Genomic DNA, 25,108 nt, shown 5'->3' with positions numbered 1-25,108 from the left:
ATGCGACTGGCCGGCAAATCGGCGCTGATCACGGGCTCCGCCCGTGGCATTGGCAGGGCTTTCGCGGAGGCCTATGTCGGCGAAGGCGCCACCGTCGCCATTGCCGACATCAATCTGGAGGCTGCGCAGAAGACAGCCGCCGAGATCGGCGCAAAGGCCTATGCGGTCAAGCTCGACGTGACCGACCTCGCCTCGATCGAGGCGGCGGTGAAAGCCGTCGAAGCGAAGACCGGCGGCCTCGATATCCTGATCAACAACGCCGCCCTGTTCGATCTGGCGCCGATCGTCGAGATCACCAAGGCCAGTTACGACAAGCTATTTTCCGTCAATGTCGCCGGCACGCTGTTCATGCTGCAGGCCGCCGCCCGCTCGATGATCGCGCGAGGCGAGGGCGGCAAGATCATCAATATGGCGAGCCAGGCCGGACGGCGCGGCGAGGCACTGGTCGGCGTCTATTGCGCCACCAAGGCCGCCGTCATCTCGCTGACCCAGTCGGCGGGGCTCGACCTGATCAAGCACCGCATCAACGTCAACGCGATTGCCCCCGGCGTGGTCGATGGCGAGCATTGGGATCACGTCGATTCGCTGTTCGCCAAGTACGAAAACCGGCCGAAGGGCGAGAAGAAGAAGCTGGTCGGTGACGCCGTGCCCTATGGCCGCATGGGCACGGCCCATGACCTTACCGGCATGGCGGTCTTTCTCGCCAGCAGCGACGCCGAATACATCGTCGCCCAGACCTACAATGTCGATGGCGGCCAGTGGATGAGTTGAGGGCGGGGACGGCCTCTTCTCCTCGTTCCTCCACGCGGAGAAGAGGCCGACATCAAGGTGAGGGGCAGCATCGACCTCGGAAGATTGCACCGCGCCTCACCTTACCTCTCCCCCCGTTAAAGACGGGGAGAGGGGAATAACGAAGGCCGCAGCCCGGCCAAAGGGTAAAACAGATGACCGTGAAACTCTCGTCTTCAAATCTCTCCAAGCTGCCCGCCAAGGTCGCCGGTCCGAAATATGACCGCGCGGCGCTCAAGGCCGGCATCGTGCATTTCGGCGTCGGCAATTTCCATCGCTCGCACCAGGCCGTCTATCTCGACGACCTGTTCAATTCGGGCATCGGCCACGACTGGGCGCTGGTCGGCGCCGGCGTGTTCGAGGGCGAGAAGATCGGCCGGGCCAAACTGGAAGAGCAGGACTGGCTGACCACCGTGGTCGAGCAGGATAGCGGCCATATGAGCGCCCGCGTCACCGGCGCGATGATCGACTTCCTGACGCCGGGCGACGCGGCCGGCATCATCGAACGGCTTGCCGACCCGGCGATCCGGATCGTTTCGCTGACCATCACCGAGGGCGGCTATTTCATCGACCCGGCCTCCGGCGTGTTCAACCCGACCCATCCCGACATCGTCGCCGATGCCCAGCCAGGCGCCACGCCGAAGACCGTGTTCGGCATCATCCTTGCCGGACTGGTACGCCGCCGCGATGACGGCATCGTGCCGTTCACCGTGATGTCCTGCGACAACATCCCCCACAATGGCCATGTCACCTCGGACGGTGTCATCGGCCTGGCGCGGCTGATCGATGAGGATCTGGCCAACTGGATCAGCGACCATGTTGCCTTTCCGAACGGCATGGTCGATCGCATCACCCCGGCCACAACCGACCGCGAGCGCGGCATCCTGGCCAGGGACTTTGGCGTCGAGGACAACTGGCCGGTGTTCTGCGAGCCGTTCCGGCAATGGGTGCTGGAAGACCATTTCACCGATGGCCGTCCGCCATTGGAAAAGGTCGGCGTGCAGTTCGTCAAGGACGTTGCACCCTATGAGTTGATGAAGATCCGCATCCTCAATGGCGGCCATGCCACCATTGCCTATCCGGCCGGGTTGATGGACATCCATTTCGTCCATGAGGCGATGCAAGAGCCTCTGGTCGCCGGCTTCCTGGCCAAACTCGAACGGGAAGAGATCATTCCGACCGTGCCGCCGGTGCCGGACACGGTTCTGGAAAAGTACTACCAGCTCATCGAGAGCCGCTTCTCCAATCCCAAGATCGGCGACACGGTGCGCCGTCTCTGCCTCGACGGCTCCAACCGCCAGCCGAAATTCATCATCCCGACCATCGCCGACCGCCTGAAGGCGGGAAAAAGCGTCGCCGGCCTGGCGCTGGAATCAGCGCTGTGGTGCCGCTACTGCTTCGGCACGACGGACAGTGGCGCCGTCATCGAGCCCAACGATCCGAGCTGGGACCGGCTGCAGGCGACGGCAAAGGCGGCCAAGGACGCGCCTGCCGCCTGGCTTGCCATGGAGGACATCTATGGCGATGTCGGCCGCGCTGCGCCGTTCCTCGAGGCGTTTGCTCATGCCCTCGACCTGTTGTGGGCGGATGGCGCGCGGGCCACGCTGACGCGCTACCTCGCCGGCAAGCTCTGAGATCACCCGAAACCATGGCGCCTGAACTGGTCATCTTCGACTGCGACGGCGTGCTGGTCGACAGCGAAGCGCTCTCCGTCGCGGCGCTGATTGGCATGATCAACCTTGCCGGTGGCAGTGTCAGTGAGGACACCGCCTACGAGCATTTCCTCGGCAAGAGCATGAAAAGCGTCCGCGAGATCCTCGGCCGCGACTTCGGCCTCGACATCACCGACAGGCACCTGACCGCGATGCGCGTCGAATTGATGCGCAGGTTCCGCGACGAGCTGAAGCCGATCCCCGGCGTCACCGAGATGCTGCCCAAGCTCGGGCTGCCGTTCTGCGTCGCGTCCTCGGGCACGCTCGACCGCATCCGCTATGCGCTCGACGTCACCGGATTGCTTGGGCTGATGGAGCCGCATCTGTTCAGCGCCGGCATGGTGGCCAAGGGAAAGCCCGCGCCGGACTTGTTCCTGCATGCCGCCGCCAGCATGCGAGCCCATCCGCGCCAATGCGTCGTCGTCGAGGACAGCCCGGCCGGCATCGCCGCGGCGCGGGCGGCGGGCATGCGCGTCCTTGCCTTCACCGGCGGCTCGCATGCCGGCAACCCGGCATTGAAAGCGCGGCTTGCGTCGAGTGAACCGGACTTTATATTCGCTGACATGCTGCAATTGCCCGATCTGATTGCAGGCCTGGGAGCGAGAGTTAAAGCATCTTGACGAAACAATTTGTCTGCGCGGTCGATGTCGGCACCGGGAGCGCCCGCGCGGGCATCCTCGACACCACTGGCAGCCTGCTCGGCCGCGCCGAGCGGCCCATCGCCATGAACCAGCCAAAGGCCGATCACGCCGAACATGATTCGCGCGATATCTGGTCAGCAGTCTGCACCGCGGTGCGCGCCGCGCGCGAAAAAGCCGGTGTCGCCGCCGAAGATGTTGTCGGCATCTCCTTCGACGCCACCTGCTCGCTGGTGGTGCGTGACCGGCAAGGTGGTCAGCTCAGCGTCTCGGTCAGCGGCGACAAGCGCTGGGACACCATCGTCTGGCTCGATCATCGGGCCATTGCCGAGGCCGACGAATGCACGGCAAGCGGCCATGCCGTGCTCGACTATATCGGTGGCGTCATGTCGCCGGAAATGGCGACGCCGAAGCTGATGTGGCTGAAGCGCAACCTGCCGCAGACCTGGAATGAAGCCGGCTATCTATTTGACCTGACCGATTTCCTGACCTGGCAAGCGACAGGTTCGCTGGCCCGCTCGCAATGCACGCTGACCGCCAAATGGACCTATCTGGCGCACGAGGAGATCGGCTGGCGGCGCGATTTCTTCAAGATCGTTGGCCTCGAGGATCTTTTTGAGCACGGCAATTTGCCGGAGAGAGCCAGCCCGGTGGGCGCCGATATCGGCCAATTGACCGAGCAAGCGGCGGCGGAGCTTGGCCTGACGGAAAAATGCCGGGTCGGCGCTGGCGTCATCGATGCCTATGCCGGCGCGCTTGGCGTGCTCGGCGGCTTTGCCGGCGACGAACAGAATATCGGCCGGCATCTGGCGCTGATCGCCGGAACATCCTCCTGCGTCATGGCGATGTCGCCCGACCCGCAGCCTTTCGCCGGCGTCTGGGGCCCCTACTATGGCGCGGCACTGCCGAAGCTGTGGCTGTCGGAAGGCGGCCAGTCGGCGACAGGCGCCCTGCTCGACCACATCATCCGCTGGCACGGCGCCGGCGGCGAGCCGGATGCCGCCATGCATGCAAAAATCGCCAGGCGTGTCACCGAACTGCGCACCGTCGAGGGAGAAAACCTGGCTGCAAGGCTGCATGTGCTGCCGGATTTCCACGGCAACCGCTCGCCGCTTGCCGATCCGCACGCCGTCGGCGTCGTCAGCGGGCTGACGCTGGATTCTTCCTTCGACAGCCTGTGCAAGCTCTACTGGCGCACCGCCGTCGGCATCGCGCTCGGCGTGCGCCATGTGCTGGAGGCGCTGAACGAGAACGGCTACCTGATCGACACACTGCACGTCACTGGCGGCCACACCAAGAACCCGCTTTTGATGGAGCTCTATGCCGACGCCACCGGTTGCACGGTGATCGAGCCGCTGGCGGACGAGGCGGTGCTGCTCGGCACCGGCATGGTGGCGGCCACCGCGGCCGGGCTTTTCCCCGACCTCAACGCCGCCTGCCTTGCCATGCAACAGGGCGGCAAGCGGCGCGCGTCCAATCCCACGGCAACCGGGCGCTTCGACCGCGATTACCGGATTTTCCTCGAAATGCACCGGCAGCGGCAGGTGCTGGACGCGATCCGGTAGAGCGCCGAAGCCAATCTTCTGGCTCAATCTGTTCTCGCCCCTTCCTCTCTTGCCTTCATGTCGCGTTTCGTACAAAAGCTGACGCAAACGCCGCGAAACCGAAGGTTTTGCCGTTTGAAATGCGGCTTCCGGCTCGATCCCGACGTGCCGCAATTGGAAAGAGCGGAAAAATGTCTGCGATCGAAGCCGGCGCTCGCGCGCCGGAAAATCTTTGGCGTCAGGAAATCAAGGCGACGCTGGCGCTCGCCTGGCCAATGGTGCTGACCAATCTCGGCCAGACCGCGATGACGGCAACCGACGTCATGATGATGGGTCGTCTTGGACCGGATACACTGGCCAGCGGCGCGCTCGGCGCCAACCTCTATTTCATGCCGCTGATCTTCGGCCTCGGCCTGATGCTGGCGACCTCGCCGATGATGGCCACCGAGCTCGGACGCCGCCGTCATTCGGTGCGCGACCTGCGCCGCACGGTGCGCCAGGGCCTGTGGCTGGCGATCCTTATCTGCATCCCGATCTGGATCGTGCTTTGGCATGGCGAGGCCATCCTGCTGGCCATGGGCCAGGAACCGGCGCTGGCGCGTCAGGCCGGCATCTATCTGCGCTACCTCGAATGGGCGGTGCTGCCGTTCTACGGCTATATCGTGTTGCGCTCGTTCATCTCGGCACTGGAGCGGCCGGGCTGGGCGCTGGTCATCGTCTTCGTCGCCGTTGCCTGCAACGTCTTCTTCAACTGGGTGTTCATGTTCGGCAATCTCGGTGTCGAACCGATGGGCATCGCGGGCTCGGGCCTAGCCACCACGCTGTCCAGCACGCTGATGTTCATCGGCATGGCTGTCGTGGTGATGCTGGAGAAGAAATTCCGCCGCTACCAACTGTTCGGGCGTTTCTGGCGCGCCGACTGGCCGCGCTTCAAGGGCCTGTTGCGGCTCGGCCTGCCGATCGCCGGCATCCTCGCCTTCGAGGTGACGATCTTCAATGCGGCGGCGCTGCTGATGGGGCTGATCGACGCGGATTCGCTGGCCGCACACGCGATCGCCATCCAGATCGCCTCGATCAGCTTCATGGTGCCGCTCGGCCTCAACCAGGCCGTGACGGTGCGCGTCGGCCTTGCCCATGGCGCCGGCAATCCGGAAGGCGTCTCCCGCGCCGGATGGACCGCCTTCGTCATCGGCGTCTCGTTCATGGCGCTGATGGGGCTGGTGATGATCCTGTGGCCGCATCCGCTGATCAGCGCCTTCATCGATCTCGCCAACCCGGCCAATGCCAGGGTGATCGCACTTGCCGTGTCGTTCCTGGCCTTCGCAGCGCTGTTCCAGGTCTTCGACGGCGCGCAGGCGGTTGCCGCCGGCATGCTGCGCGGACTGCACGACACCAAGGTGCCGATGATCTACGCCGCGATCGGCTATTGGGGTGTCGGCCTGCCGCTCGGCGTGCTGCTCGCCTTTCATTTCGGCCTGCATGGCGTCGGCATCTGGATCGGCCTGTCGTCAGGGCTGGCCGTGGTGGCGGCGCTGCTTCTGGTGCGCTGGCTGCGGCGGGATCGGATCGCACCGCCGCTCGCCTTTGGGCACTGAAAGCTAACGGCCGCCGGTTTGGCGGCCGTCATGTCCTAACATTGCGGCTCATCAAACGGAGCCTTTATGTCGGCCCATGATCGGTGGCGGCTTTGCGGTGTGCCGGCCTTTTTCGCCAGTATCCGCCAGAAGCGGTCTTTGCAGAGCAGATGTTCTGATGTCGCCTTTGGGCCGTCCCCGGACTGGCGGCTTTTGGCTGACCTTGGGCCAACAACTGCCGTACTGCAGCCGACCCGTTGTCGGATGTTCTCCACGCCGCGGTCAGCACCCGAGACTCGCTATTTGTCCTGTTAGGCCGATCGGCAGAGCCGGGGCCGAAATCGAACCGAGCGTTCTCGTATGGTACCGGGATGACTGCGGGAAGATCTTGTCGCCTGCTCGATAGAGTAAGGAAAGTTTACTAACATGCCGTAACGTTGAACGGCGACGAGGATTGAGAGCCGCGAGAGAGTAATTTCCAGGCAGGTATGCGCTATGCCTTCAAGTGGACGCCCCAGCCAAGCATTTGGTCGCTCCGACGATTTCGAGCGAAAGGCCAACCGAGCGAGCACTGCATGACGAATTCCACGCTTCTTCAGATCGACAAGAATGATGCCCGTCTCGGCATGTTTATCCATGGGTTCGGCAAGCAATGGCTACGCAGCCCATTTGCAGCCAGCCAGTTCAAACTATCCAGCCCGGCCGAGCTGGAGACGCTTCGCGAAAGTTCCGTAACGACGCTTGTCATCGATCTTTCAAAGGGGATCGGGCCGACCAGTTCGACGGGGATCGGGCCGACCAGTTCGACGGCCGAGATACCAAAACCCAATGAGAGCTCAACGCCCGCCAACGCTGGGGCGGCGTTGACGAAGGCGACCGGGATGGTCCGCTCGATCTTCAGCAACGCAGCCTCATCAATATGCATTGACCGGCAGCAAGTGGAAGCGGTTGTCGATGTCGTCGACCAGCTCCTGTACACTCGCCCGGCAAGCGTCTTGAACCTCACCAAGCTCAAGACAAAGGACGAGATCAGCTTTCAACATTCAGTAGCAGTCTGTGCCCTTGTCGGCTTATTCGCGCGACATCTCAAGCTTGACAGTAATCTGGTCCGGATACTGTCCGTTGGCAGTCTTCTGCACGACATCGGGAAGATTCGCATCCCGACTGCCATTCTGACCAAGACCGACAAGCTCACGGCTGATGAGATGGCGGTCATGCAGACCCACCCGCGCGAGGGATATGCAATGCTGGCAAGGACGAAGGGTGTACCGGAAATCGTGGGAAAAATCTGCCTTCATCATCACGAAAAGCTGGACGGGTCCGGCTACCCGGATGGCTTAAAAGACGGACAGGTCGGTGCCGCGGCACGGATTGTCGCGATTTGCGATGTTTTCGATGCCTTGACGTCTATTCGGCCATACAAGAAGGGCTTCACTCCGGAGGCTGCCGCGGAGATGATGGGGACGTGGAGCGGTCATTTCGATCGAGCGCTTTTAAAACAGTTCTTTGATTGCATGGGCCTGAGGTGGCCGAGCGGACCAGATCAAACCCTGCAAACCACCGATAAGATGTGGGACATTGCTCAGGCGGACTTGAACAACTTCTAATTCACCTATCGCGCACATGGTTTGAGCCCGCCGCCAAGGTGTCACATCTCAATACTGAACGCTACACGTTCAGATCGCGCAGGCCAATCGCCGTCATCCATTCGTCGACCAGGCGGGCGTACTGCCTCGCGTGATCGATCCGGCTCGGGAAGGCATAGTCCTCGATCGTGCCTCTACGCCTCTCAAGCCAAACCAGAAGGCTGGCCCTGACGTCGCTGGTGATCTCAAGCTGGACCGGGCCCCGTCTTCTGCTGAACGACGAGCGCACGAGCCCTGATCTCCGGTCCGGCAACGAGGTCGCGAATTCTGACCTTGACCAGGACGCAGCCGCGAAGCTTGCTGTCGATTGCAAGATCGAACAATGCACGGTCTCGAACGCGTCTCTCGCGGTCGAGAAAGAAACGAACGGCCCAGATCTGCTTCTGCGTGAGTGGCCGCTTCGGTCCAACCTTCTTGCCAGCGTTCCAAGCTGCGCGCTCGCGACTAGCATCATCGTATTGAGAGTGGCCCATGTAAGTTCTCCTCGGCCTTGATTAGCCGGATGAGAAACGGGATCGCCGGCGTTGCAGCTTGGGGGCCGGAAACGGAAGGTCGGCTTTTCGCAGTCCAACTTTGAAAGCAGACGTTCCTAGATTCGTCTTTGGCCCCCAGCCGTGAATGGTTGATCTCAATGGCTGTCAAAAGATAGGGCGCGGCATCGACGGCGTCAGCGAACCAGCTCGAAACCGGTCGCGGCTCCCGGCGGGTCAGTCCGAGACAATTTCGTAGTGAAGAACCTGGGCGTCGCCGAGTGACGACTTCAGTCCAGGCGAGATGACGCCGGAGCCGAAGAGGAGAATATCTTCGCGGCGTACGAATACTTCATGGCCGGGTCCCATCGACACAAATGTGCCCGAAGAGCTTCGTTCGACAAGCCGGGCCCTGCCATTCGAAATGGTGAAGGTCGCGTGGCGCCTCGACACCCAGGGCCGCTCGACGATAATATTGCATTCCGCGGATCGGCCGATTGTCACGGATTCGTTGTTTCGACACGATCGCAACTGATCTCTATAGCGGATGACCAGATGGATCTGCCGCGGCGGGACGGAGCGCCTATCGGTAGTGGCGCCACGGGTGGCGACCTGAGTGTTGGGGACCCCATCGCTGCTCCACAGGGTATAGACATCGAAGAGTTCCTGCTTTCCCTTGAAGTCCATTTTGTCGAGGAGCCGCAGGCCCTTGCGGCTGCCCGCGGAAAGGGCTTCGAAGAAGCTCTGGCTGATCAGCACCTCCCCGGGGTTGGCCGTGGTGGACAACCTTGCGGTGACATTGACAACGTCACCGAATATCGCGCCCCGCGCGCGAATGACCCGCCCGAAATGCAATCCGATACGAGCGAGCAACGGCCCTTTCGTCAGTTGGTGGCTGACTTGACAAACGGCCGCCAGCGCCATCTCCGGGCTCTCGAAGAGGCTGAGTACGTCATCGCCCTTCGAGTAGATGAAATCACCGCCGTATTGGGAGACGATCGCCCGCATTGCGTCCAGGCAGTCCGAAAGCTGCAGCAAAGCGGCATCGTCGCCGATGCGCTCATAGAGGGGCGTGCTGCCCACGACATCAGCTAAGAGGACTGCGGCAAGAAGCGTTTCCTGATCCATCGATCTTGTGTCCGACCCGAAAAGCCCAGCGTGTATAACACACGAGGTTGCCTGCAACATATCTACTTGAGCGCTTGGAGACCGGGGCGATGCTTCGGGCGATCGTCACGGACGGACGGGTATGCTTCACTCATCTCTCCAAATCATATCACCGGCAAAGGCTTTTGAGATAGAAAGCAGCGGCTGGTTCACAGGAGGCGGCGAGGCCGATCTTGACGTCGGCGCAAAGCGGTCATGTGCGCTTTCACCTGGAAGAGTCCGCTTTTGCGTCAAAAGCTGACGCACCCAACGTCATCAAATGATCCAAAGGAGGCATTCGAGCGCTCTCTTGTTTTGGTCCCGTTGATGTTGGTCAACACAACATGCTCTCCATTCAATGGGCGGCGCCCTTCTCAAGCGAACGCGCATATTGCGTCAGCGGGAAGCACATGGCGAAGAAGATCAGCGCCACCAGCCCGTAGACCTTGAATGGCTCGAAGGTTGCGTTGTTGATGGCGTTGGAGGTCCGCACCAACTCCTCGAAGCCGATGATCGAGGTGAGCGCCGTCGACTTGATGAGCTGCACCAGGAAGCCGACGGTTGGCGCGCGGGTGATCGAAAACGCCTGCGGCAGGATTATCAACCTGAGCTCCTGCAGATAGTGCAGGCCGAGGCTGGCGCCGGCGTCCCATTGGCCTGATGGCAGCGCATCGACGCCGCTGCGCCAGATCTCGGCGAGATAGGCGCTGGCGAAGAAGGTGAGGCCAAGCACCGCCGCCGTCCACGGCTCGATGCGCAGGCCGAGCATCGGCAGGCCGAAGAACATCAGGAACAACTGCATCAGCAGCGGCGTGCCCTGGAACAGCGCGATGTAGCCGGAGGCGAGGCGCCGGCTCCATGTGTTCTTGGCGATCCTGAAGAACAAGACGATCATGCCGACGATACCGCCGCCGATGAAGGCGGCCAGAGACAACAGCACGGTCCAGCGGGCCGCGAGCAGCAGGTTGCGAACGATGTCCCAGAAGGTGAATTCGATCATGACACGCCAGCCCCCAGGACACGGCGTCCGCCCGTGACCAGCAGCCGGCGCAAGGCCATCGACAGGCCGAGATATACCAGCGTCACGACAAGATAGGTCTCGAAGGAGCGGAAGGTGCGCGCCTGCAGCATGTCCGCCTCGTAGGTCAGCTCCCGCACCGCGATCTGCGACACGACGGCGGATTCCAGCATCATGATGACGATCTGGCTGGTCAGCGCCGGAAAGATCACCTTGAGCGCCTGCGGCAGCACGATCTTGATGAAGACCTGGCGCGGCCGCAACCCAAGCGACAGGGCCGCTTCCGTCTGCCCGACAGGGACGGCGTCAAGCCCGGCGCCAACGATCTCGATGGTGTAGGCCGCCATGTTGAGCGTCATCGCCAGCATGGCGGCCAGAACCGGGTCGAGTCTTATGCCGAGGCTGGGCAGCCCGAAGAAGATGAAGAACAGCTGCACCAGGAACGGCGTGTTGCGGACAATCTCGACATACCAGGCGATCGCCCGCTTCAGCAGTACGGGGCCGTTTCGGCGTCCCGCCGCACCCAGGATGCTGAGGAACGTTCCCGCGAGCGTGGTCACGGCGATCAACAGGATCGTCGTGGCCGCCCCTCGCGCGATATCGCCTGCAGCACCTGGAAGCCAGGGAAAGGCCACGGAAACTCAATCCTTGAGGTTGTCGGGATTGAGCGGCGTCTTCAGCCAGGCTTTCGAGCTTTCGTCCAGCTTGCCGTCCGCCAGCATCTTGGCAATGGCGTCGTTGACCGCCTTCTTCAGGCTGTCCTCATTCTTGTTGAGACCGATATGCGAGGGCGAGGTCAGAAGCTGGAACTTCTGTTCCGGCTTGAGCTGATCCTGCTTTGCCAGAACCTGCGCGCCGACATCGTTGCCGACCACCATCAACTGGGTCTGGCCGGAGATGAAGGCCTGGATCACCGAATTGTAGTTGTCGAAGCGCTTGATGTCGGCCGAGGCGGGTGCCGCCTCGGTGAGCGAGGTGTCCTCGAGCGTGCCGCGATTGACGGCGATCGACTTGCCGGCGAGGTCTTCCTTGCCTTTGACCGTCAGGGCCGCCGGACCGATCACCGCGATGTAGTAGGGCGCGTAAGCGGCGGCGAAGTCGATGACCTGTTCACGCTCCTTCGAATAGCCGACGCTCATCAGGATGTCGACGCGGTGGTCGTTCAGATAAGGGATGCGGTTCTGGCCGGTGACGGCGACGGGATTGAGTTTCACCTTGAGCGTGTCGGCAATGTATTGCGCGACGTCCATGTCGTAGCCCTTGAGGCTCATGTCGGCGCTGGCCGAGGAGAAGGGCGGAAAATCGGCGAAGACGCCGACATTGATGGTGCCGGCCTTGGTGATGTCGGCCAGTGCGTCGGCGTTGGCGGCCTGCGTGGCGAAGCCGAGGCCAGCGGCGCCCAGCACCAGGACGGCGGCGATGGTTGACTTGAGTGTCGTGCGGATTGTCATTGTTATTCCCCTGTCTGGAAGCTTTGTCTGTTTGAGGCGGTCGCCGGCTCCAGCGCGGCGGCCGCCCTTTGCTTTGTCAGGATCGGGCTGCCTTGCCGGTGACAGCCGGGCTGAACACCATCAGGCTCAGGATCTCGAACAGCACCTGTGCGGCGGCATGCGCCGTGTTTGTAGTGGCGTCGTATTGCGGCGCCACCTCGACGACGTCGCCGCCGACGATGTTGAGGCCCTTCAGGCCGCGCAGCAGCTCCAGCACTTCCCGCGTCGTCAGCCCACCGACTTCCGGCGTGCCGGTGCCGGGCGCGAAGGCCGGGTCGACGCTGTCGATGTCGAAGGAGACATAGGTCGGCCCGTCGCCGACGATCTTGCGCGCCTTCTCGATGATGACGGGAATGCCTAGGCCGGTGACCTCCTCGGCGTGGACCACGGTCATGCCGGACTCGTAGGTGAACTCCCACAGATATTCGGCCGAACCGCGAATGCCGATCTGGATGGTGCGCGTCGGGTCGAGCACGCCGTCCAGCACCGCGTTGCGGAATGGCCCGCCGTGGTGGAACTTGGTCATGTCGAACAGGCCGCTGGTGTCGCAATGGGCGTCGATGTGGATCAGGCCGACCGGGGCCTTCTTGCCGACGGCCTTCAGGATCGGATGGGTGATCGAATGGTCGCCGCCAACCGAAAGCGGGATGACGCCGGCATCGACGATCTGGTTGGTGCGGCGCTCGATGTCCTCATGGCTGATCTCCAGCCGGTAGCGGCTGCGGAACGGCGTGTCGCCAATATCGGCGACCCTGAGCTCGTGGGTCGGGGCGCATTCCAGCACGTGATTGTAGGGGCCGATGCGCTCGATGGCGCGCAACGCCCTTGGCCCGAAGCGCGAGCCTGGCCGGTTGGTGACGCCGAGATCCATCGGCACGCCGATCATCGCCACCTGCAGGTCGCCGAAATCCGGGTTCTCGGCCGCGATTTCGCGATAGGGCGCGGCGAGAAAGGTCGGAATACCGGAATAGGGCGCCAGCCTTGTGCCGGACTTGGAAAAGATCTTGTCGGCGACCTTGCGGAATTTCGGGTCGAACATCTCGCCGCCATGGCTCTCACCATATTTGCGACGCAACGCGTCGAGCTTGCCTCGATCGTAACCCATGCCGGTTCTCCCTGCTTGACTGGAGCGATCTGGTCTTCGGAGACGCGTGGCTCGACCCGTTTCGGATCCCGCCGTGGTTGCGCCGGCCGCCTGTTGACCTGACGTCTTGATGCTATTCCCAGGGCAAAGTGTCGGGCAGCCCCATTGAAAAATCAATTGATATTGTTAGGGTGGTTTTTGTGAGAAAAACTCACAAACTATCGAGAGCAAGATGGCCAAGCGCCTGCCGCCCCTCAATCCGTTGCGCGCCTTCGAGGCAACGGCCCGCCATGGCTCGCTGACCAAGGCGGCGAGCGAGCTGAACGTCACCCACGGCGCCATCAGCCACCAGATCAAGGCGCTGGAGCAGTCGCTCGGCGTCAAGCTGTTCGAGCGTGTCGGCCAGCGGGTCAAGCTGACCCCGCATGGCGCCGAACTCTTGCCGGCCGTATCGACCGCCTTCGACGGGATCGCGGCCGCCACCCAGCGGCTGACAAGGCCGGCGAGCAGCGGCGCGCTGTCTGTGTCCTGCGTGCCGGCGCTGCTGTTGCTGTGGATGACGCCGCGACTGGGCAGCTTCACCGCGCAATATCCCGACATCCAGCTGACGCTTATTCCTTCCAACGAGGCCAAGGACATCCGGGCGCCGGATATCGATGTCTGCGTGCACTATGGCGACGGCAGCTGGACCGATTGCTGGATGCGCAAATGGTCGGGCCTCGAACTGTTTCCCGTGGTCAGCCCGACATTGATCAACAACCGTCCGATCCGCAGCGTGCGCGATCTCGCCGACCATGTCTTCCTGCATGGCGACGATGGCCGCGAGTGGCACACCTGGCTGGCAGCCGCCGATGCCCTGGATCTGGAACGCGGCCGCCGCCATCACCTGGGCGATGCCCGTATGGCGACTGAGGCCGCGGTCCACGGCCATGGCGTGGCGCTTGGCGATTCGGTGACGGCAAGCGCGCTGCTGGCCAGGGGCATGCTGGTCGCGCCGTTCAGCCTGTCGGTGCCGGCGGTCGACGATTTCTACGTCGTCTGCCGCAACGAGATGCGTGCGACGCCGATCGTGCAGGTGTTCATCGACTGGCTGTTTGCCGAGAAGGCGCAGGATGACGGCCGCGCCGACGCGCCGGTGGCGGGCCGCATCGTCAGCCGCCGGAAGCGTCCGGCGCTCAGGGTCATCGGCAAGGCAACATCCTGATCCAACGACCGGTGCGAGGCCACGACCGTCAGCCGCCGGATACAAACTCATCGGATTGTTGCGAAATGCCCGCGAAGGCGCCCTGACATGGACATCAGGGCGCCCAACTTGGCGATTTAACTGGACATGGGCTGCCTTGGCTTGCGAATGTGAGCCGGGGCTAAAATAGTGGCGGGCGAGCGACATGACTGTGCGCTTGGGGTGGCCGTGCGTTTTTGCCAGTGCTTTTCTGCTTGGCTGCACCTTGGTGCATGCGGAGACCCGAGCGCTTGTCGTCGGGGTATCGGGCTATCCGAATCTTCCGGAAGCCATTCACCTTGTCGGACCGAAGAACGATGCCCGCGAAGTGGCTAACACGCTGGTTCGTCTGGGCGTGCCGGCGAGGGATGTCACCGTCCTGGCCGATGGGGTCAAGGACTTGGCCGACGGCGTGTCGGCGCCGGGTCCCGGATCAAGGCCGGCGGTTCTGGCCGGCCTTGATCATCTCGCGGACACGGCCGGCAATGGCGATCTCGTCATCTTCTATTTCTCCGGCCACGGCTCGCAGCAGCCGGACCTGAATGGCGACGAGGAAGGCGGCCTCGACCAGATTTTCCTTCCCTATGACATCGGCCGCTGGAACGGCGAAGGCGTCGACCGTGCGATTGTCGATGACGAACTCGGCGAGCGCGTCCAGCGCATCCTCGACAAGGGAGCCGACTTCTTCGGCATCATCGATGCCTGCCACTCCGCCACCGGTTTTCGCGATATTGCCGGCGATGACGCTCGCGCCCGCGCCGTCGATCCGGCCGATCTCGGGGTGCCGGAGGGCGCTGGCTCGGCAGTCCGGTCGCTTGTTCTCGAACGCAAGGCGCTGCCGAAAGGCCGTGGCCGAGCCGCCTTCTTCTATGCCGCCCAGACGACCGAGGTGGCCCTGGAGAAAACGCCGAAAGGCGCCGCCGACGGCGAAAGCTATGGCGTCTTCACCTACACGATGTTGAGCCGGCTCAACCAGACGCCGGATCTGACATACCGGACGCTGCATCAGGCCGTGGTCGCCGACATCAAGCGCAACACGCTGATGGCGACGCAGACACCGGACCTGGAGGGCGACCTGCTCGATGAACCGGTGCTCAGGCTGGGCAAGGCCGCCGCGATCCGGCAGTGGCCAATCTATGCTGGAAACCTTCAAGCCGGCCAGCTCGCCGGCCTGAAGGACGGCGCCATCGTCGCGCTTTACACCGATGCCGCCGCCCCCGACGCGGACGCCGTGGCCTATGGCGTCGTGGAGAGCGCGGGCGCGACCAAAAGCTTCGTCACGCAGGTCGCCTGGCCGTGTACCATGCCGAGCTTCGAGACCGGCTCCTGCCCGGCCGCGCCCGATGCCGGTTCCTTCAAGAAAGGCCGCTTCGCCCGTGTCGTCGAGCCCGGCGTCGATCTCTCGGTCACGCTGTCGGAGCCCGTCCGGATGGACCCGGCCGACGGCAAGGACTACGAACCAGTGATTACGGCCCTTCGCGCGGCGATAGGCTCCGAGGCGCTGTCCCGGCGCGTGTCGATGCGCTCGAGCGGTTACGACATTGCCGTCGCCCTGGTCGACGGCAAACTGGCCTTTTCCGCCAGCGGCGGGCAGGTCGACCAAAGCGGGCCGGGTTCGTCGCCGCGCCTGACCTTGCCTGGCAATCCAGCCGCCGCCGCTTCGACCGTGGCCGCGGCAATCAACCGGATAGCCCGCGCCCTGGCCCTGCAACGCCTGGCCGGCAGCGCGGCCGGGCAAGCCATCGGGCTGGAATCGGAGGTCCTGATTTCAACCGCAAAGCCGCAAGCTGTTGGCGGAGCCGCCTGTTCCGACGATCGCGCCAACTATGGGCCGCCGGTCGAGGCGGGGCCGGCGCCACGCCTGGGCGATTGCGACATCATATCGGTGAGAATGCGCAATACGGGAGCCAAACCGGCTGATGTGACCGTGCTGCTGATCGGCCAGGATTTCTCGATCACCACGCTGTGGCCGGCGCAGGCAACCATCAACCGGATAGCCTCCGGCGACGAGAAGAGCGCCGACATCGCCCAGATCGATCCCGGCTCGCCGACAGCCAGCGACGAGCGCCTGGTCTTCATCGCGGTGCCGGGCCTCGGCAAGGCGCATACCGTCTTCGACAATCTCGAGCAGGAAGGCCTGCGCGATGCCGCGGCGAGCGACGATGCACCGGAGATAGCCGAACTGCACAATCTGGTTTCGACGAGCCTGAACGACATGACGCGGGACTCGACCAGCAAATCGCCGCGCATCGAGGAGGAAATGTCGATCGATATCAGGCCCTTCACGACCGTGACGGGCAAATAGAGGCTGCCTGGGCAGTAGAACGAATTGGCGCCGTCAGAGCCGGCGCCTGCAAGGTCCGCAACTGGTTTCGCTGCGAAGGGAGGCGGCATCGGATTGGGGAAGCGCCGGAAAAACCGATGGGTAGCCGGCGGTGGTGAAACTGACACAACAGAGGACTGACCAATGATGAAGAAACTGCTTCTTGCCGGCCTTCTGGCCGCAACCAGCCTGACCGCCGGCGCCTCGCTTGCGGAAGACAAGAAACCGGACATTTCCGCAGCCCAGCAGGCCGAAGGCCGCCAGATTCTGGAGACGGCACGGGCTCTCGAAAGCTATGGCGAAGCCAAGGGCGATCCGCTTGCTCTCGTCACCGCCGCCAAGATGGTGGCAAGCGTTCCCGGCCGCGTCCTGGCCGATGGCCAGCAGGGCGACAAGGGCGCGAACTTCGACATCGAAGCGGTGCTCAAGAAGGCCGAAGGGCTGGCCCAAGGCGACGAGTTGATCACCAAGGTGGCCGGCGACGTACGCACCCTGGCTCAGGCCAACTCCAAGGCCGTCTGCTACTGGCAGTACTATTGCTACTGGAACGGCTACTGCGAATACGCCTACTACTGCTATTGATCCCGCGACCACGAACTGAGCCCTGCGGCCTTGCCGCAGGGTTTTCTTTTGTCGGGCCAGCCTCAAACCGGGCAGCGTTTTGGGCAATTCGATGCTATGAGGCCTGTCGCGGTGTGGACAGCAGGCAGCGAAGGCGGTGTTGAAATATGGCTAAGACCGATATTGCGCGGCGCGTCTACAATCACACCTGGAAGCTCGACCCGATCGTGCGCAGCCTGCTCGACACCGATTTCTACAAGCTTTTGATGCTGCAGATGATCTGGGGCATGTATCCCAAGGTCGACACCACCTTCACCCTGATCAACCGCACCACCTCGGTGCGGTTGGCGGACGAGATCGATGAAGGCGACCTGCGCGAACAGCTCGACCATGCGCGCACGCTACGCTTCTCCAAGAAGGAAATGATCTGGCTCGGCGGCAACAATTTCTATGGCCGCAAGCAGATCTTCGAACCGGAATTCCTCGCCTGGCTGGAGAATTTCCGGCTGCCCGCATACGAACTCTGCAGGCGCGATGGCCAGTACGAACTCACCTTCAGCGGGCCGTGGATGTATACCACGCTGTGGGAGATTCCGGCGCTGGCTATTATCAATGAACTTCGATCTCGCGCGGCCATGCGCGCCTTCGGGCCTTTCGCGCTCGATGTGCTCTACGCCCGCGCCAAGGCCAAGATGTGGGCCAAGACCGAGCGGCTGAAGGCGCTGCCCGGCATCCGCATCTCCGACTTCGGCACCCGCCGGCGGCATTCCTTCCTGTGGCAGCGCTGGTGCGTCGAAGCGTTGAAGGAAGGCATCGGTGAGGCCTTCACCGGCACCTCCAACGTGCTTTTGGCGATGGACAACGACCTCGAGGCGCTCGGCACCAATGCGCATGAACTGCCGATGGTGTTTGCCGCGCTCGCCAATTCGGAGAAGGAGCTGAAACAGTCGCCCTACAAGGTGCTGCAGGACTGGCAACGCTATTATGGCGGCAATCTGCTGATCGTGCTGCCCGATGCCTTCGGCACCGCCTCCTTCCTGCGCGACGCGCCGGACTGGGTGGCTGACTGGACCGGCTTTCGCCCCGACAGCGCGCCGCCGATCGAAGGCGGCGAGAAGATCCTGTCCTGGTGGCGCGAGAAGGGCAAGGATCCCCGGCAAAAGCTGTTGATCTTCTCCGACGGGCTCGAGGTCGAAACCATCGAGGAGACCTACCGCCATTTCAAGGGCAAGGTGCGCATGTCCTTCGGCTGGGGCACCAACCTGACCAATGATTTCGAAGGCTGCGCGCCGACCGAGACCAACAGACTGGACGCCATATCGCTGGTCTGCAAGGTCACCGAAGCCAATGGCCGGCCGGCGGTCAAGCTTTCCGACAACCCGGCCAAGGCGACCGGCGACGAGAAAGAGATCGAGCGCTATATCGGCATCTTCGGTGAGAAGGACCGCGTGGAGCATCTGGTCAAGGTTTGAGGCATGGGTGCGCCAGCCAAGATGGCAATCTTGGATAGCGTGGGAGGCCGTCGTCTGAGGTTGGCGATACTACCTGCGGCGCTCTGGCTCGTCTCACCCACCCCCGCCTTCGCCCATGCCTCCGACCGTGGCCATGTCCTTCTCTTGCCCACCGGCTATTATCTGGCCGGCGGCGCCTTCGCCGTGGCCGTCAGTTTCCTCGTACTGGCGTTGCTGCCGGCGGACTGGCTTGAGCGCTTCTGGCGACGCCGGCTGCCGCTTTTCACGCTCGGTGACAGCGCCCGGGCCGGCGTCAGCCTGATATCCTTTGCCGGCTTTGCAATTTTGATCGCCGCTGGCGTCCTCGGCAGCCGCGACCCACTCTCCAACCCGCTGCCTCTGGTAATCTGGACCCTGCTGTGGGCCGGCGCCACGCTGCTGCAAGGTGTCTTCGGCGATCTCTGGTCATGGCTGAACCCATGGTATGGGCCTTGGCGCGTCGTGTCACGGCTGTTCGGCGCAGGCCATGAAGGAGCATGGCGCGTTCCCCGCTGGCTCGGCTGCTGGCCAGCCGTCTTCCTGTTTTTTGCCTTTGCCTGGTTCGAACTCATCGATCCGGCTCCCGACGATCCGGCACGGCTGGCCGCCGCCGCCGGCCTCTACTGGCTGCTCACCTTCCTCGCCATGCTGGTGTTCGGCTACCGCGACTGGAGCCGCAGCGGCGAATTCCTGACGGTCTTCTTCTCGATGGTGGCGCGCTTCGCCGTCGTCGAGCGCGACGAAACCGGCCGGCTCGGCCTGTGCTGGCCGGGCGCCAAACTGCTCGCCGCCGAGCCCCTGCCGATCAGCGGCATCGCCTTTCTGCTGTTGGCCCTGTCGTCGGTGTCCATCGACGGCCTGTCGAAAACCTTTTTCTGGCTCGGCCTGTTCGGTATCAATCCGCTCGAGTTCCCCGGCCGCACCGCCATGATCGGCAGCGGCACTTTCGGTCTTGTCCTGACCTTCGTGCTGCTGGCGGCGGTGTTCATGCTTGCTGTCTTGCTCGGCCGGCGACTTGCGGGCAACGAACAGGCTCCGGGGAAGGCAGCCGGCCTGCTGGTGTGGTCGATCGTGCCGATCGCTCTCGCATATCATGTCGCCCACTATCTGACGGCATTGCTCGTCGACGGCCAATACGCGCTTGCGGCGCTGTCCGACCCGCTCGCGCTGGGCTGGAACCTGTTCGGCACCGCCGATATGCAGATCGAGGCCGGCATCGTTGCCGGCGCGGATTCCGCGTGGTGGCTGTGGAATCTCCAGGCTGGCGCCATCATCCTCGGCCACGTGCTCGCCGTCCTCGTCGCCCACGGTTTCGCCGGACGGTTGCACCCGATGCCGGCGCGTGCCGCACTCAGCCAGTTTCCGCTCACCGTGCTGATGATCGCCTATACGGTCTTCGGCCTCTGGTTGCTTGCCACGCCGACCGCCGGATGAGAAAAGGGCGGCTCCGATGTCGTTGGGGAAAGCTCGCTTGCCACATCAAGGCATTGGTGATTTAGTTTGTACACATGCAATTTTTTGCACCCTCTGAGCGAGGATGCCGAAGCAGCTTTATCGTTGGTCAAGACTGAAAAACAGGGGAACGAACATGGCTGACAAGAATGGTTTTTTTGACCTCTCCAAGACTGCCCTTACCCGCCGCACGGCGCTGAAGGGGCTGGCCGCAGGCGCCGGCCTTGCTGTTGCCCCGGGTTTCGTCCGTTACGCGCAGGCGCAGAGCTCGGCGCCGATCAAGATCGGCTTCCAGTCGCACCGCACCGGTATCGGCGCCGCCTACGGCCGCTGGTACGAGAAGACCACCGCCGCCGCGGTCAAGGCGATCAACGCCGCCGGCGGCATCAATGGCCGTCAGGTCGAGGTGATCATCGAGGATGACGGCACCGATCCCGGCCGCGGCGCCGAGGTGGTCGGTAAGTTCGCCACCCAGCACAAGACCGACATTGTGTTCGGCACGCTGTTCTCGCATGTCGTCATCGGCTCGGCGCCCGCAGCAGGTGAGGCCAAGATCCCTTACTTCGTCGTCAGCGAAGGCCACCATGTCGCCTCGACCAAGCTCAACCGCTACGTCTTCCAGCCCGGCATCACCGATGTGAAGAGCCAGATCCAGTCGATGGCGCCGTGGATCGCGGCCAATGCCGGCAAGAAGGTGACGCAGATATTCCCTGATTTCGCCTTCGGCTACGACCACCGCGACTACCTGCCGCCGGCGCTGAAGGCGCAAGGCGCCGACGTCATCGCCCAGATCGCCATCCCGCCGACTGAATCGTCCTTCACCAAATATTTCCCGCAGATCCCGGCCGAGACCGAGGTGATCTACCACGTCATGGTCGGCCCGGCGGTGCTCACCTTCGTCAAGGAACTCGGCGAGTTCTACGGCTCCAACCGGCCGCAGCTTTTCGGCTTCATGGATTCACTCGAGGCCACCGACATCAACAGCCCCGGCCTCGAATTCCTCGACGGCAGCCATTTCTGGGAAGGCTCGCCGCGCTATGCGCAGCCTGACGATTCCGCCGCGCAGAAGGCCTACCGCGCCGCCGTCGGCATCGACGACAATGGCGCCGCCGTCGGCGATCCCAAGGATATCTCCACCGCCTCGCACATGTTCGGCTGCTGGGAGACGCTCTACGTCGTCAAGAAGGCGATGGAAGACGCCGGCTACAAGGGGCCGGAAGATCGCGCGAAGCTGGTCGAGGCGACTGAAGCGCTGACCGAGTTCGCCGAGGGACCCGAGCATCCGCAGGGACCAAAGACCTTCAACGGCAAGATCCACCAGTGTTTCGGCATCCAGAACATCTCCAAGGTCGAAGGCGGCAAGCTGAAGGTCGTCCACAAGACCAAGATCGAGGACGGGCTTTACGAGCCGGAAGGGGATTACACGACGCAGGCGCTTTAGGCTCATCCAGCCAGCGTGAACGCCAAGCCACCCCCCTCTGTCCTGCCGGACATCTCCCCCGCAAGGGGGGAGATCGGCAGTTTGTACGGCAGCGCCCATCTGCCCGCGTTGACGATTGGCCAAACCAGCGACGACATCCAATCTCCCCCCTTGCGGGGGAGATGCCCGGCAGGGCAGAGGGGGGTGCCTCGCGCATCCGCCGGTGCATAGCCGATGCACTTCGGACCCCACCTCCTCCTCGCCGCCCTCGAAGGCCTGGTCACCTCGGCCGTGCTGGCGCTGACGGCGCTTGGCCTGTCACTGGTGTTCGGCGTGATGCGGGTCGTCAACGTCGCGCATGGCGAGTTCTTCATGCTTGGCGCGGTGCTGGCCTGGGCGATCACCACGGCGGTCGGCGGCCACCCGGCGCTCGGCTTCCTGGCGGCACTGGTGATTGCGCCGCTGATCGTCGGCGCCATTGCGCTGATCGCCGAACAGCTCGTGCTGCGCCGGCTCAACTACAATCCGGAAGCCACCATCGTTGCCACCATCGGCATGCTCTACATCATCCAGCAGCTGGCGCTGACCTTCTACGGTCCGGAGGCGCGTCCGGTGGAGCCGCCCTTCAGCTACCGCATCCTTTTGCCGTGGTTTGGCTATTCCGGATACAAACTGTCTGTTATCGCCACATCGGCGCTTATGCTGGTGGCGACATGGCTGGTGCTGACCCGGACCAGGATCGGCCTCATCATGCGCGCCACCCAGTATGACAGCGAGATGGCGCAGGCCTTCGGCATTCCGGTCGACCGCGTCTATGGTGGCGTCTTCGCGCTCGGCGCCATGCTGGCGGCTGTCGCCGCTGTGCTGATCGTGCCGATCAGCCAGGCGCATTACCTGATGGGGCAGGATCCGCTGCTCCTGTCCTTCATCGTCGTCATCATCGGCGGTCTCGGCTCGCTGCGCGGCACCGTCGTCGCCGCCGTGCTGATCGGCCTGTCCGACGGCATCATCTCAATGTTCTTCTCGCCGACGCTGGCCAAGATCATCGCCACGCTGCTCGTCGCCATGGTGCTGGTGTTCCGGCCGCAGGGCCTGTTCGGGACGGCATCGCGATGAGCGAAGCTTCGCCGGCAAGAGCCTATGCGCTGCATCTCGGCGTCATCGCGCTGCTCTTCGTGCTGAGCTTCCTGTTGCCGGACTATTATCACGGCCTGCTCGCCCGCATCATGGTGCTGGCGGTCTTCGCCATGGGCTACAACATGCTGTTCGGCTATGTCGGCCTGCTCAGCCTTGGCCATGCCATGTTCTTCGGCGCCGGGCTCTATGGCGCCGGCCTTGCCGTCATCCAACTCGGCTGGAGCGTGCCGGCGGCAATGCTCAGCGGGATTGCCTGCGGCGCGGTTCTGGCCCTGGTCATCGCGCTGCTGGCGCTGCGCACCACGGGCGTCGCCTTCATGATCGTCACCATGATGTTCGCGCAGGTCTTTTACCTCCTCATCCTCTACTTCGCGGCGTGGACCGGTGGCGACCAGGGCATGGTCGTGCCGCAGCCGGCGCGTGTCCTCACTTTCGGCGCGACCGCGCTTGACCTCACCAACCCGACCGTGCGCTACATGACAGCGCTGGCGCTGTTCTCGCTCGTGCTGCTGATCACGCTGGCCATCGTCCGCTCCCGCTATGGCCGCGTGTTGGTCGCCATCCGCGAGAACGAGGAACGCACGAAGATGCTCGGCTACGACACTTTCTCCAACAAGCTCGCGGCCGTCGTCGTCTCCGGCGCCATCTGCGCCGCCTCGGGCGCTGCCTACGCGCTGCTGTTCGGCTATGTCGGATCGAGCTTCGCCTCGGTGCCATACTCGATCCTGCCGCTGCTGTGGGTGCTGCTCGGCGGCGCCGCCACCACGCTCGGGCCGCTGATCGGCACGCTGTTCATGTACTATGTCATCGACGTCACCAGCGGCTACACCTCCGCCTATCTGCTGATCGTCGGCATCGCACTGATCCTGCTGGTGCTGTTTTTCCCCAAGGGCATTCTCGGCAGCATCCGCCAGCGCTGGCTCGGGTGGCTGCCATGATGCCACTTTTGATCACCAAGGGCCTGTCGCGCAATTTCGGCGGCCTGCGCGCCGTCGACAATGTCGATTTCACCTTGATGCCGGGCGAGATCCGCGCCGTCATCGGCCCCAACGGCGCCGGCAAGACCACCTTTGTCAGCCTGGTCAGCGGCCGTATCCAGCCCTCTTCCGGCATGATCGTCTTCGACGGCGCCGACATCACCAGCCAGCCGGCCTACGTCCGGGTCCGCCAGGGCATCGCCTACACGTTCCAGATCACCAGCGTCTATGCCAACCTGTCCGTTTACGCCAACGTCGCGCTGCCCGCGCAACTGACGCTGCGGCATGGCCCTTCCAAGAGCGCGATACAGGCCGCCGTCATGACGGCGCTCGAACGCACCGGCCTTGCCGACCAAGCCGCCATGCCGGCCGGACAATTGTCCTATGGCCATCAGCGCCTGCTGGAAGTGGCGATGGGCCTTGCACTGAAGCCGCGCCTGCTGATCCTCGACGAGCCGACGCAAGGGCTGGCCGACGGCGAGATCGACAATTTCATCACCCTGGTGCGCGAGATCGCCAAAAACGCCACCGTGCTGCTGATCGAACACAACATGCCTGTGGTCATGCATCTGGCCGACCGCATCACCGTCTTCAACGCCGGCAAGATCCTGGCCGAAGGCACGCCGGAAGCGATCCGCGAGAACGCAGCGGTGCAGGAGGCCTATCTGGGGACCGCCCCATGACCGAAACGAACAAGGCGGAGACAAAGCCCGAGGCGCTGGTGATCTCGGGACTGGACTGCTTCTATGGCGAGGTCCAGGTGCTCTACGGTCTCGATCTCGTGCTGAACAAGGGCGAGGTGCTGTGCCTGTTCGGCCGCAACGGCGCCGGCAAGACGACGACGCTGAAGGCGATCATGGGACTGGTTCCGTCAAGCGCCGGCTCGATCAGGCTCGACGGCCGGGAATTGACCGGGCTGCCGGCGCATGAGGTGCCGAAGGCCGGCGTCGCCTATGTGCCGCAAGGCCGGCGCCTGTTCGCCGAGATGACGGTGGCGGAAAACATCGAGATCGGGCTAATGGCGCGCGGCAAGGGCAAGGCGACGCGCGAGACCGTGCTCGACCTCTTCCCGCTGCTGCGCCAGCGGCTCCGGCAGCGCTCCGGCACGCTATCCGGCGGCGAGCAGCAGATGCTGGCGATGGCGCGCGCGCTCTGCCTCGAACCGCGGGTGCTGCTGCTCGACGAGCCGACCGAAGGCCTGATGCCGTCGATGATCGCCAAGATCCGCGAGACGGTGGCGAAGTTGCGCGACATGGGCGTCTCCACCATCCTGGTCGAGCAGCGTGTCGATGCCGTGTTGTCCGTCGCCGACCGCGTTTGCTTCATCGAAAATGGCCGCAACCGCGAGACGGTCGATGTCGAGCAACTGCGCGCCGATCCGTCCGCGGTCAGGCGCTATGTCGGCGTCGGGTGAG

The 25,108-nt window shown here is 63.5% G+C and carries 21 protein-coding genes and 1 pseudogene; 16 read left to right on the top strand and 6 right to left on the bottom strand.

The window, feature by feature from the left end; all coding sequences use genetic code 11:
* The 6 genes from AC56QP_RS16785 to AC56QP_RS16760 all read left to right on the top strand — a co-directional run bounded on the left by AC56QP_RS16785 (position 1) and on the right by AC56QP_RS16760 (position 7,864).
* Positions 1–771: an L-iditol 2-dehydrogenase gene (locus AC56QP_RS16785; RefSeq protein WP_489863576.1), complete on the top strand. Its 771-nt coding sequence runs from the start codon at positions 1–3 to the stop codon at positions 769–771.
* 173 nt (positions 772–944) lie between these two features.
* Positions 945–2,423 carry a mannitol dehydrogenase family protein gene (locus AC56QP_RS16780; protein WP_489858911.1) on the top strand — a complete coding sequence of 493 codons (1,479 nt, stop codon included), beginning with the start codon at positions 945–947 and terminating at the stop codon, positions 2,421–2,423.
* A gap of 14 nt (positions 2,424–2,437) precedes the next feature.
* Positions 2,438–3,121, top strand: coding sequence for an HAD family hydrolase (locus AC56QP_RS16775; RefSeq protein WP_489858912.1), 684 nt, complete (start codon positions 2,438–2,440; stop codon positions 3,119–3,121).
* Positions 3,118–4,704 carry an FGGY-family carbohydrate kinase gene (locus AC56QP_RS16770; protein ID WP_489858913.1) on the top strand — a complete coding sequence of 529 codons (1,587 nt, stop codon included), beginning with the start codon at positions 3,118–3,120 and terminating at the stop codon, positions 4,702–4,704. The genes AC56QP_RS16775 and AC56QP_RS16770 overlap by 4 nt, the downstream gene beginning before the upstream one ends.
* A gap of 170 nt (positions 4,705–4,874) precedes the next feature.
* Positions 4,875–6,278 (top strand): MATE family efflux transporter, encoded by a 1,404-nt coding sequence (locus tag AC56QP_RS16765; RefSeq protein WP_489858914.1) that lies wholly within the window; start codon positions 4,875–4,877, stop codon positions 6,276–6,278.
* Positions 6,279–6,832: 554 nt separating this feature from the next.
* A complete protein-coding gene (locus AC56QP_RS16760; protein ID WP_489858915.1) occupies positions 6,833–7,864 on the top strand; it encodes a cyclic di-GMP phosphodiesterase in 1,032 nt (343 codons plus the stop codon).
* Between the two features lie 76 nt (positions 7,865–7,940).
* Here the strand turns inward: AC56QP_RS16760 and AC56QP_RS16755 are convergent.
* The 6 genes and pseudogenes from AC56QP_RS16755 to speB all read right to left on the bottom strand — a co-directional run.
* Positions 7,941–8,376, bottom strand: a pseudogene (locus AC56QP_RS16755) (site-specific integrase); the annotation flags it as partial.
* A gap of 234 nt (positions 8,377–8,610) precedes the next feature.
* On the bottom strand, positions 8,611–9,501 hold the full coding sequence (locus AC56QP_RS16750; RefSeq protein ID WP_489858916.1) for an adenylate/guanylate cyclase domain-containing protein: 891 nt from the start codon (positions 9,499–9,501) through the stop codon (positions 8,611–8,613).
* Between the two features lie 373 nt (positions 9,502–9,874).
* A complete protein-coding gene (locus tag AC56QP_RS16745) occupies positions 9,875–10,519 on the bottom strand; it encodes an amino acid ABC transporter permease (RefSeq protein WP_489858917.1) in 645 nt (214 codons plus the stop codon).
* On the bottom strand, positions 10,516–11,172 hold the full coding sequence (locus AC56QP_RS16740) for an amino acid ABC transporter permease (RefSeq protein ID WP_489858918.1): 657 nt from the start codon (positions 11,170–11,172) through the stop codon (positions 10,516–10,518). Before AC56QP_RS16740 ends, AC56QP_RS16745 begins: the two co-directional genes overlap by 4 nt.
* Before the next feature lie 6 nt (positions 11,173–11,178).
* Entirely contained in the window at positions 11,179–11,988 is an 810-nt protein-coding gene (locus AC56QP_RS16735; protein WP_091575679.1) for a transporter substrate-binding domain-containing protein, read from the bottom strand.
* A gap of 76 nt (positions 11,989–12,064) precedes the next feature.
* Complete coding sequence (speB, locus tag AC56QP_RS16730) at positions 12,065–13,132, bottom strand: agmatinase (RefSeq protein ID WP_489858919.1); 1,068 nt, start codon at positions 13,130–13,132, stop codon at positions 12,065–12,067.
* Positions 13,133–13,343: 211 nt separating this feature from the next.
* On the opposite strand from speB, the gene gcvA reads away from it, so the two are divergent.
* The 10 genes from gcvA (at position 13,344) to AC56QP_RS16680 (ending at position 25,107) form a co-directional block, all read left to right on the top strand.
* Positions 13,344–14,315, top strand: coding sequence for a transcriptional regulator GcvA (gene gcvA / locus AC56QP_RS16725; RefSeq protein WP_489858920.1), 972 nt, complete (start codon positions 13,344–13,346; stop codon positions 14,313–14,315).
* A 184-nt stretch (positions 14,316–14,499) separates the two neighbouring features.
* Positions 14,500–16,638, top strand: a complete 2,139-nt coding sequence (locus tag AC56QP_RS16720; protein ID WP_489858921.1) for a caspase family protein — start codon at positions 14,500–14,502, stop codon at positions 16,636–16,638.
* A gap of 162 nt (positions 16,639–16,800) precedes the next feature.
* Positions 16,801–17,238: a hypothetical protein gene (locus tag AC56QP_RS16715; protein WP_489858922.1), complete on the top strand. Its 438-nt coding sequence runs from the start codon at positions 16,801–16,803 to the stop codon at positions 17,236–17,238.
* A 146-nt stretch (positions 17,239–17,384) separates the two neighbouring features.
* Complete coding sequence (gene pncB, locus AC56QP_RS16710) at positions 17,385–18,689, top strand: nicotinate phosphoribosyltransferase (protein ID WP_091575682.1); 1,305 nt, start codon at positions 17,385–17,387, stop codon at positions 18,687–18,689.
* Positions 18,690–18,692: 3 nt separating this feature from the next.
* Positions 18,693–20,141 carry a hypothetical protein gene (locus tag AC56QP_RS16705; RefSeq protein WP_489858923.1) on the top strand — a complete coding sequence of 483 codons (1,449 nt, stop codon included), beginning with the start codon at positions 18,693–18,695 and terminating at the stop codon, positions 20,139–20,141.
* A 154-nt stretch (positions 20,142–20,295) separates the two neighbouring features.
* Positions 20,296–21,600, top strand: coding sequence for an ABC transporter substrate-binding protein (locus AC56QP_RS16700; protein ID WP_489858924.1), 1,305 nt, complete (start codon positions 20,296–20,298; stop codon positions 21,598–21,600).
* Positions 21,601–21,813: 213 nt separating this feature from the next.
* Positions 21,814–22,695, top strand: a complete 882-nt coding sequence (locus tag AC56QP_RS16695; RefSeq protein WP_489858925.1) for a branched-chain amino acid ABC transporter permease — start codon at positions 21,814–21,816, stop codon at positions 22,693–22,695.
* Complete coding sequence (locus AC56QP_RS16690) at positions 22,692–23,654, top strand: branched-chain amino acid ABC transporter permease (RefSeq protein WP_489858926.1); 963 nt, start codon at positions 22,692–22,694, stop codon at positions 23,652–23,654. Before AC56QP_RS16695 ends, AC56QP_RS16690 begins: the two co-directional genes overlap by 4 nt.
* Entirely contained in the window at positions 23,651–24,376 is a 726-nt protein-coding gene (locus AC56QP_RS16685; RefSeq protein ID WP_497100421.1) for an ABC transporter ATP-binding protein, read from the top strand. The genes AC56QP_RS16690 and AC56QP_RS16685 overlap by 4 nt, the downstream gene beginning before the upstream one ends.
* Entirely contained in the window at positions 24,373–25,107 is a 735-nt protein-coding gene (locus tag AC56QP_RS16680) for an ABC transporter ATP-binding protein (RefSeq protein WP_489858928.1), read from the top strand. The genes AC56QP_RS16685 and AC56QP_RS16680 overlap by 4 nt, the downstream gene beginning before the upstream one ends.
* Position 25,108 lies beyond the last annotated feature (1 nt).

The organism is Mesorhizobium sp. RCAM 05104 (assembly GCF_059683645.1).
Note: the sequence above shows the minus strand (reverse complement) of the source record. Positions and strands in the feature narration are given on the sequence as shown.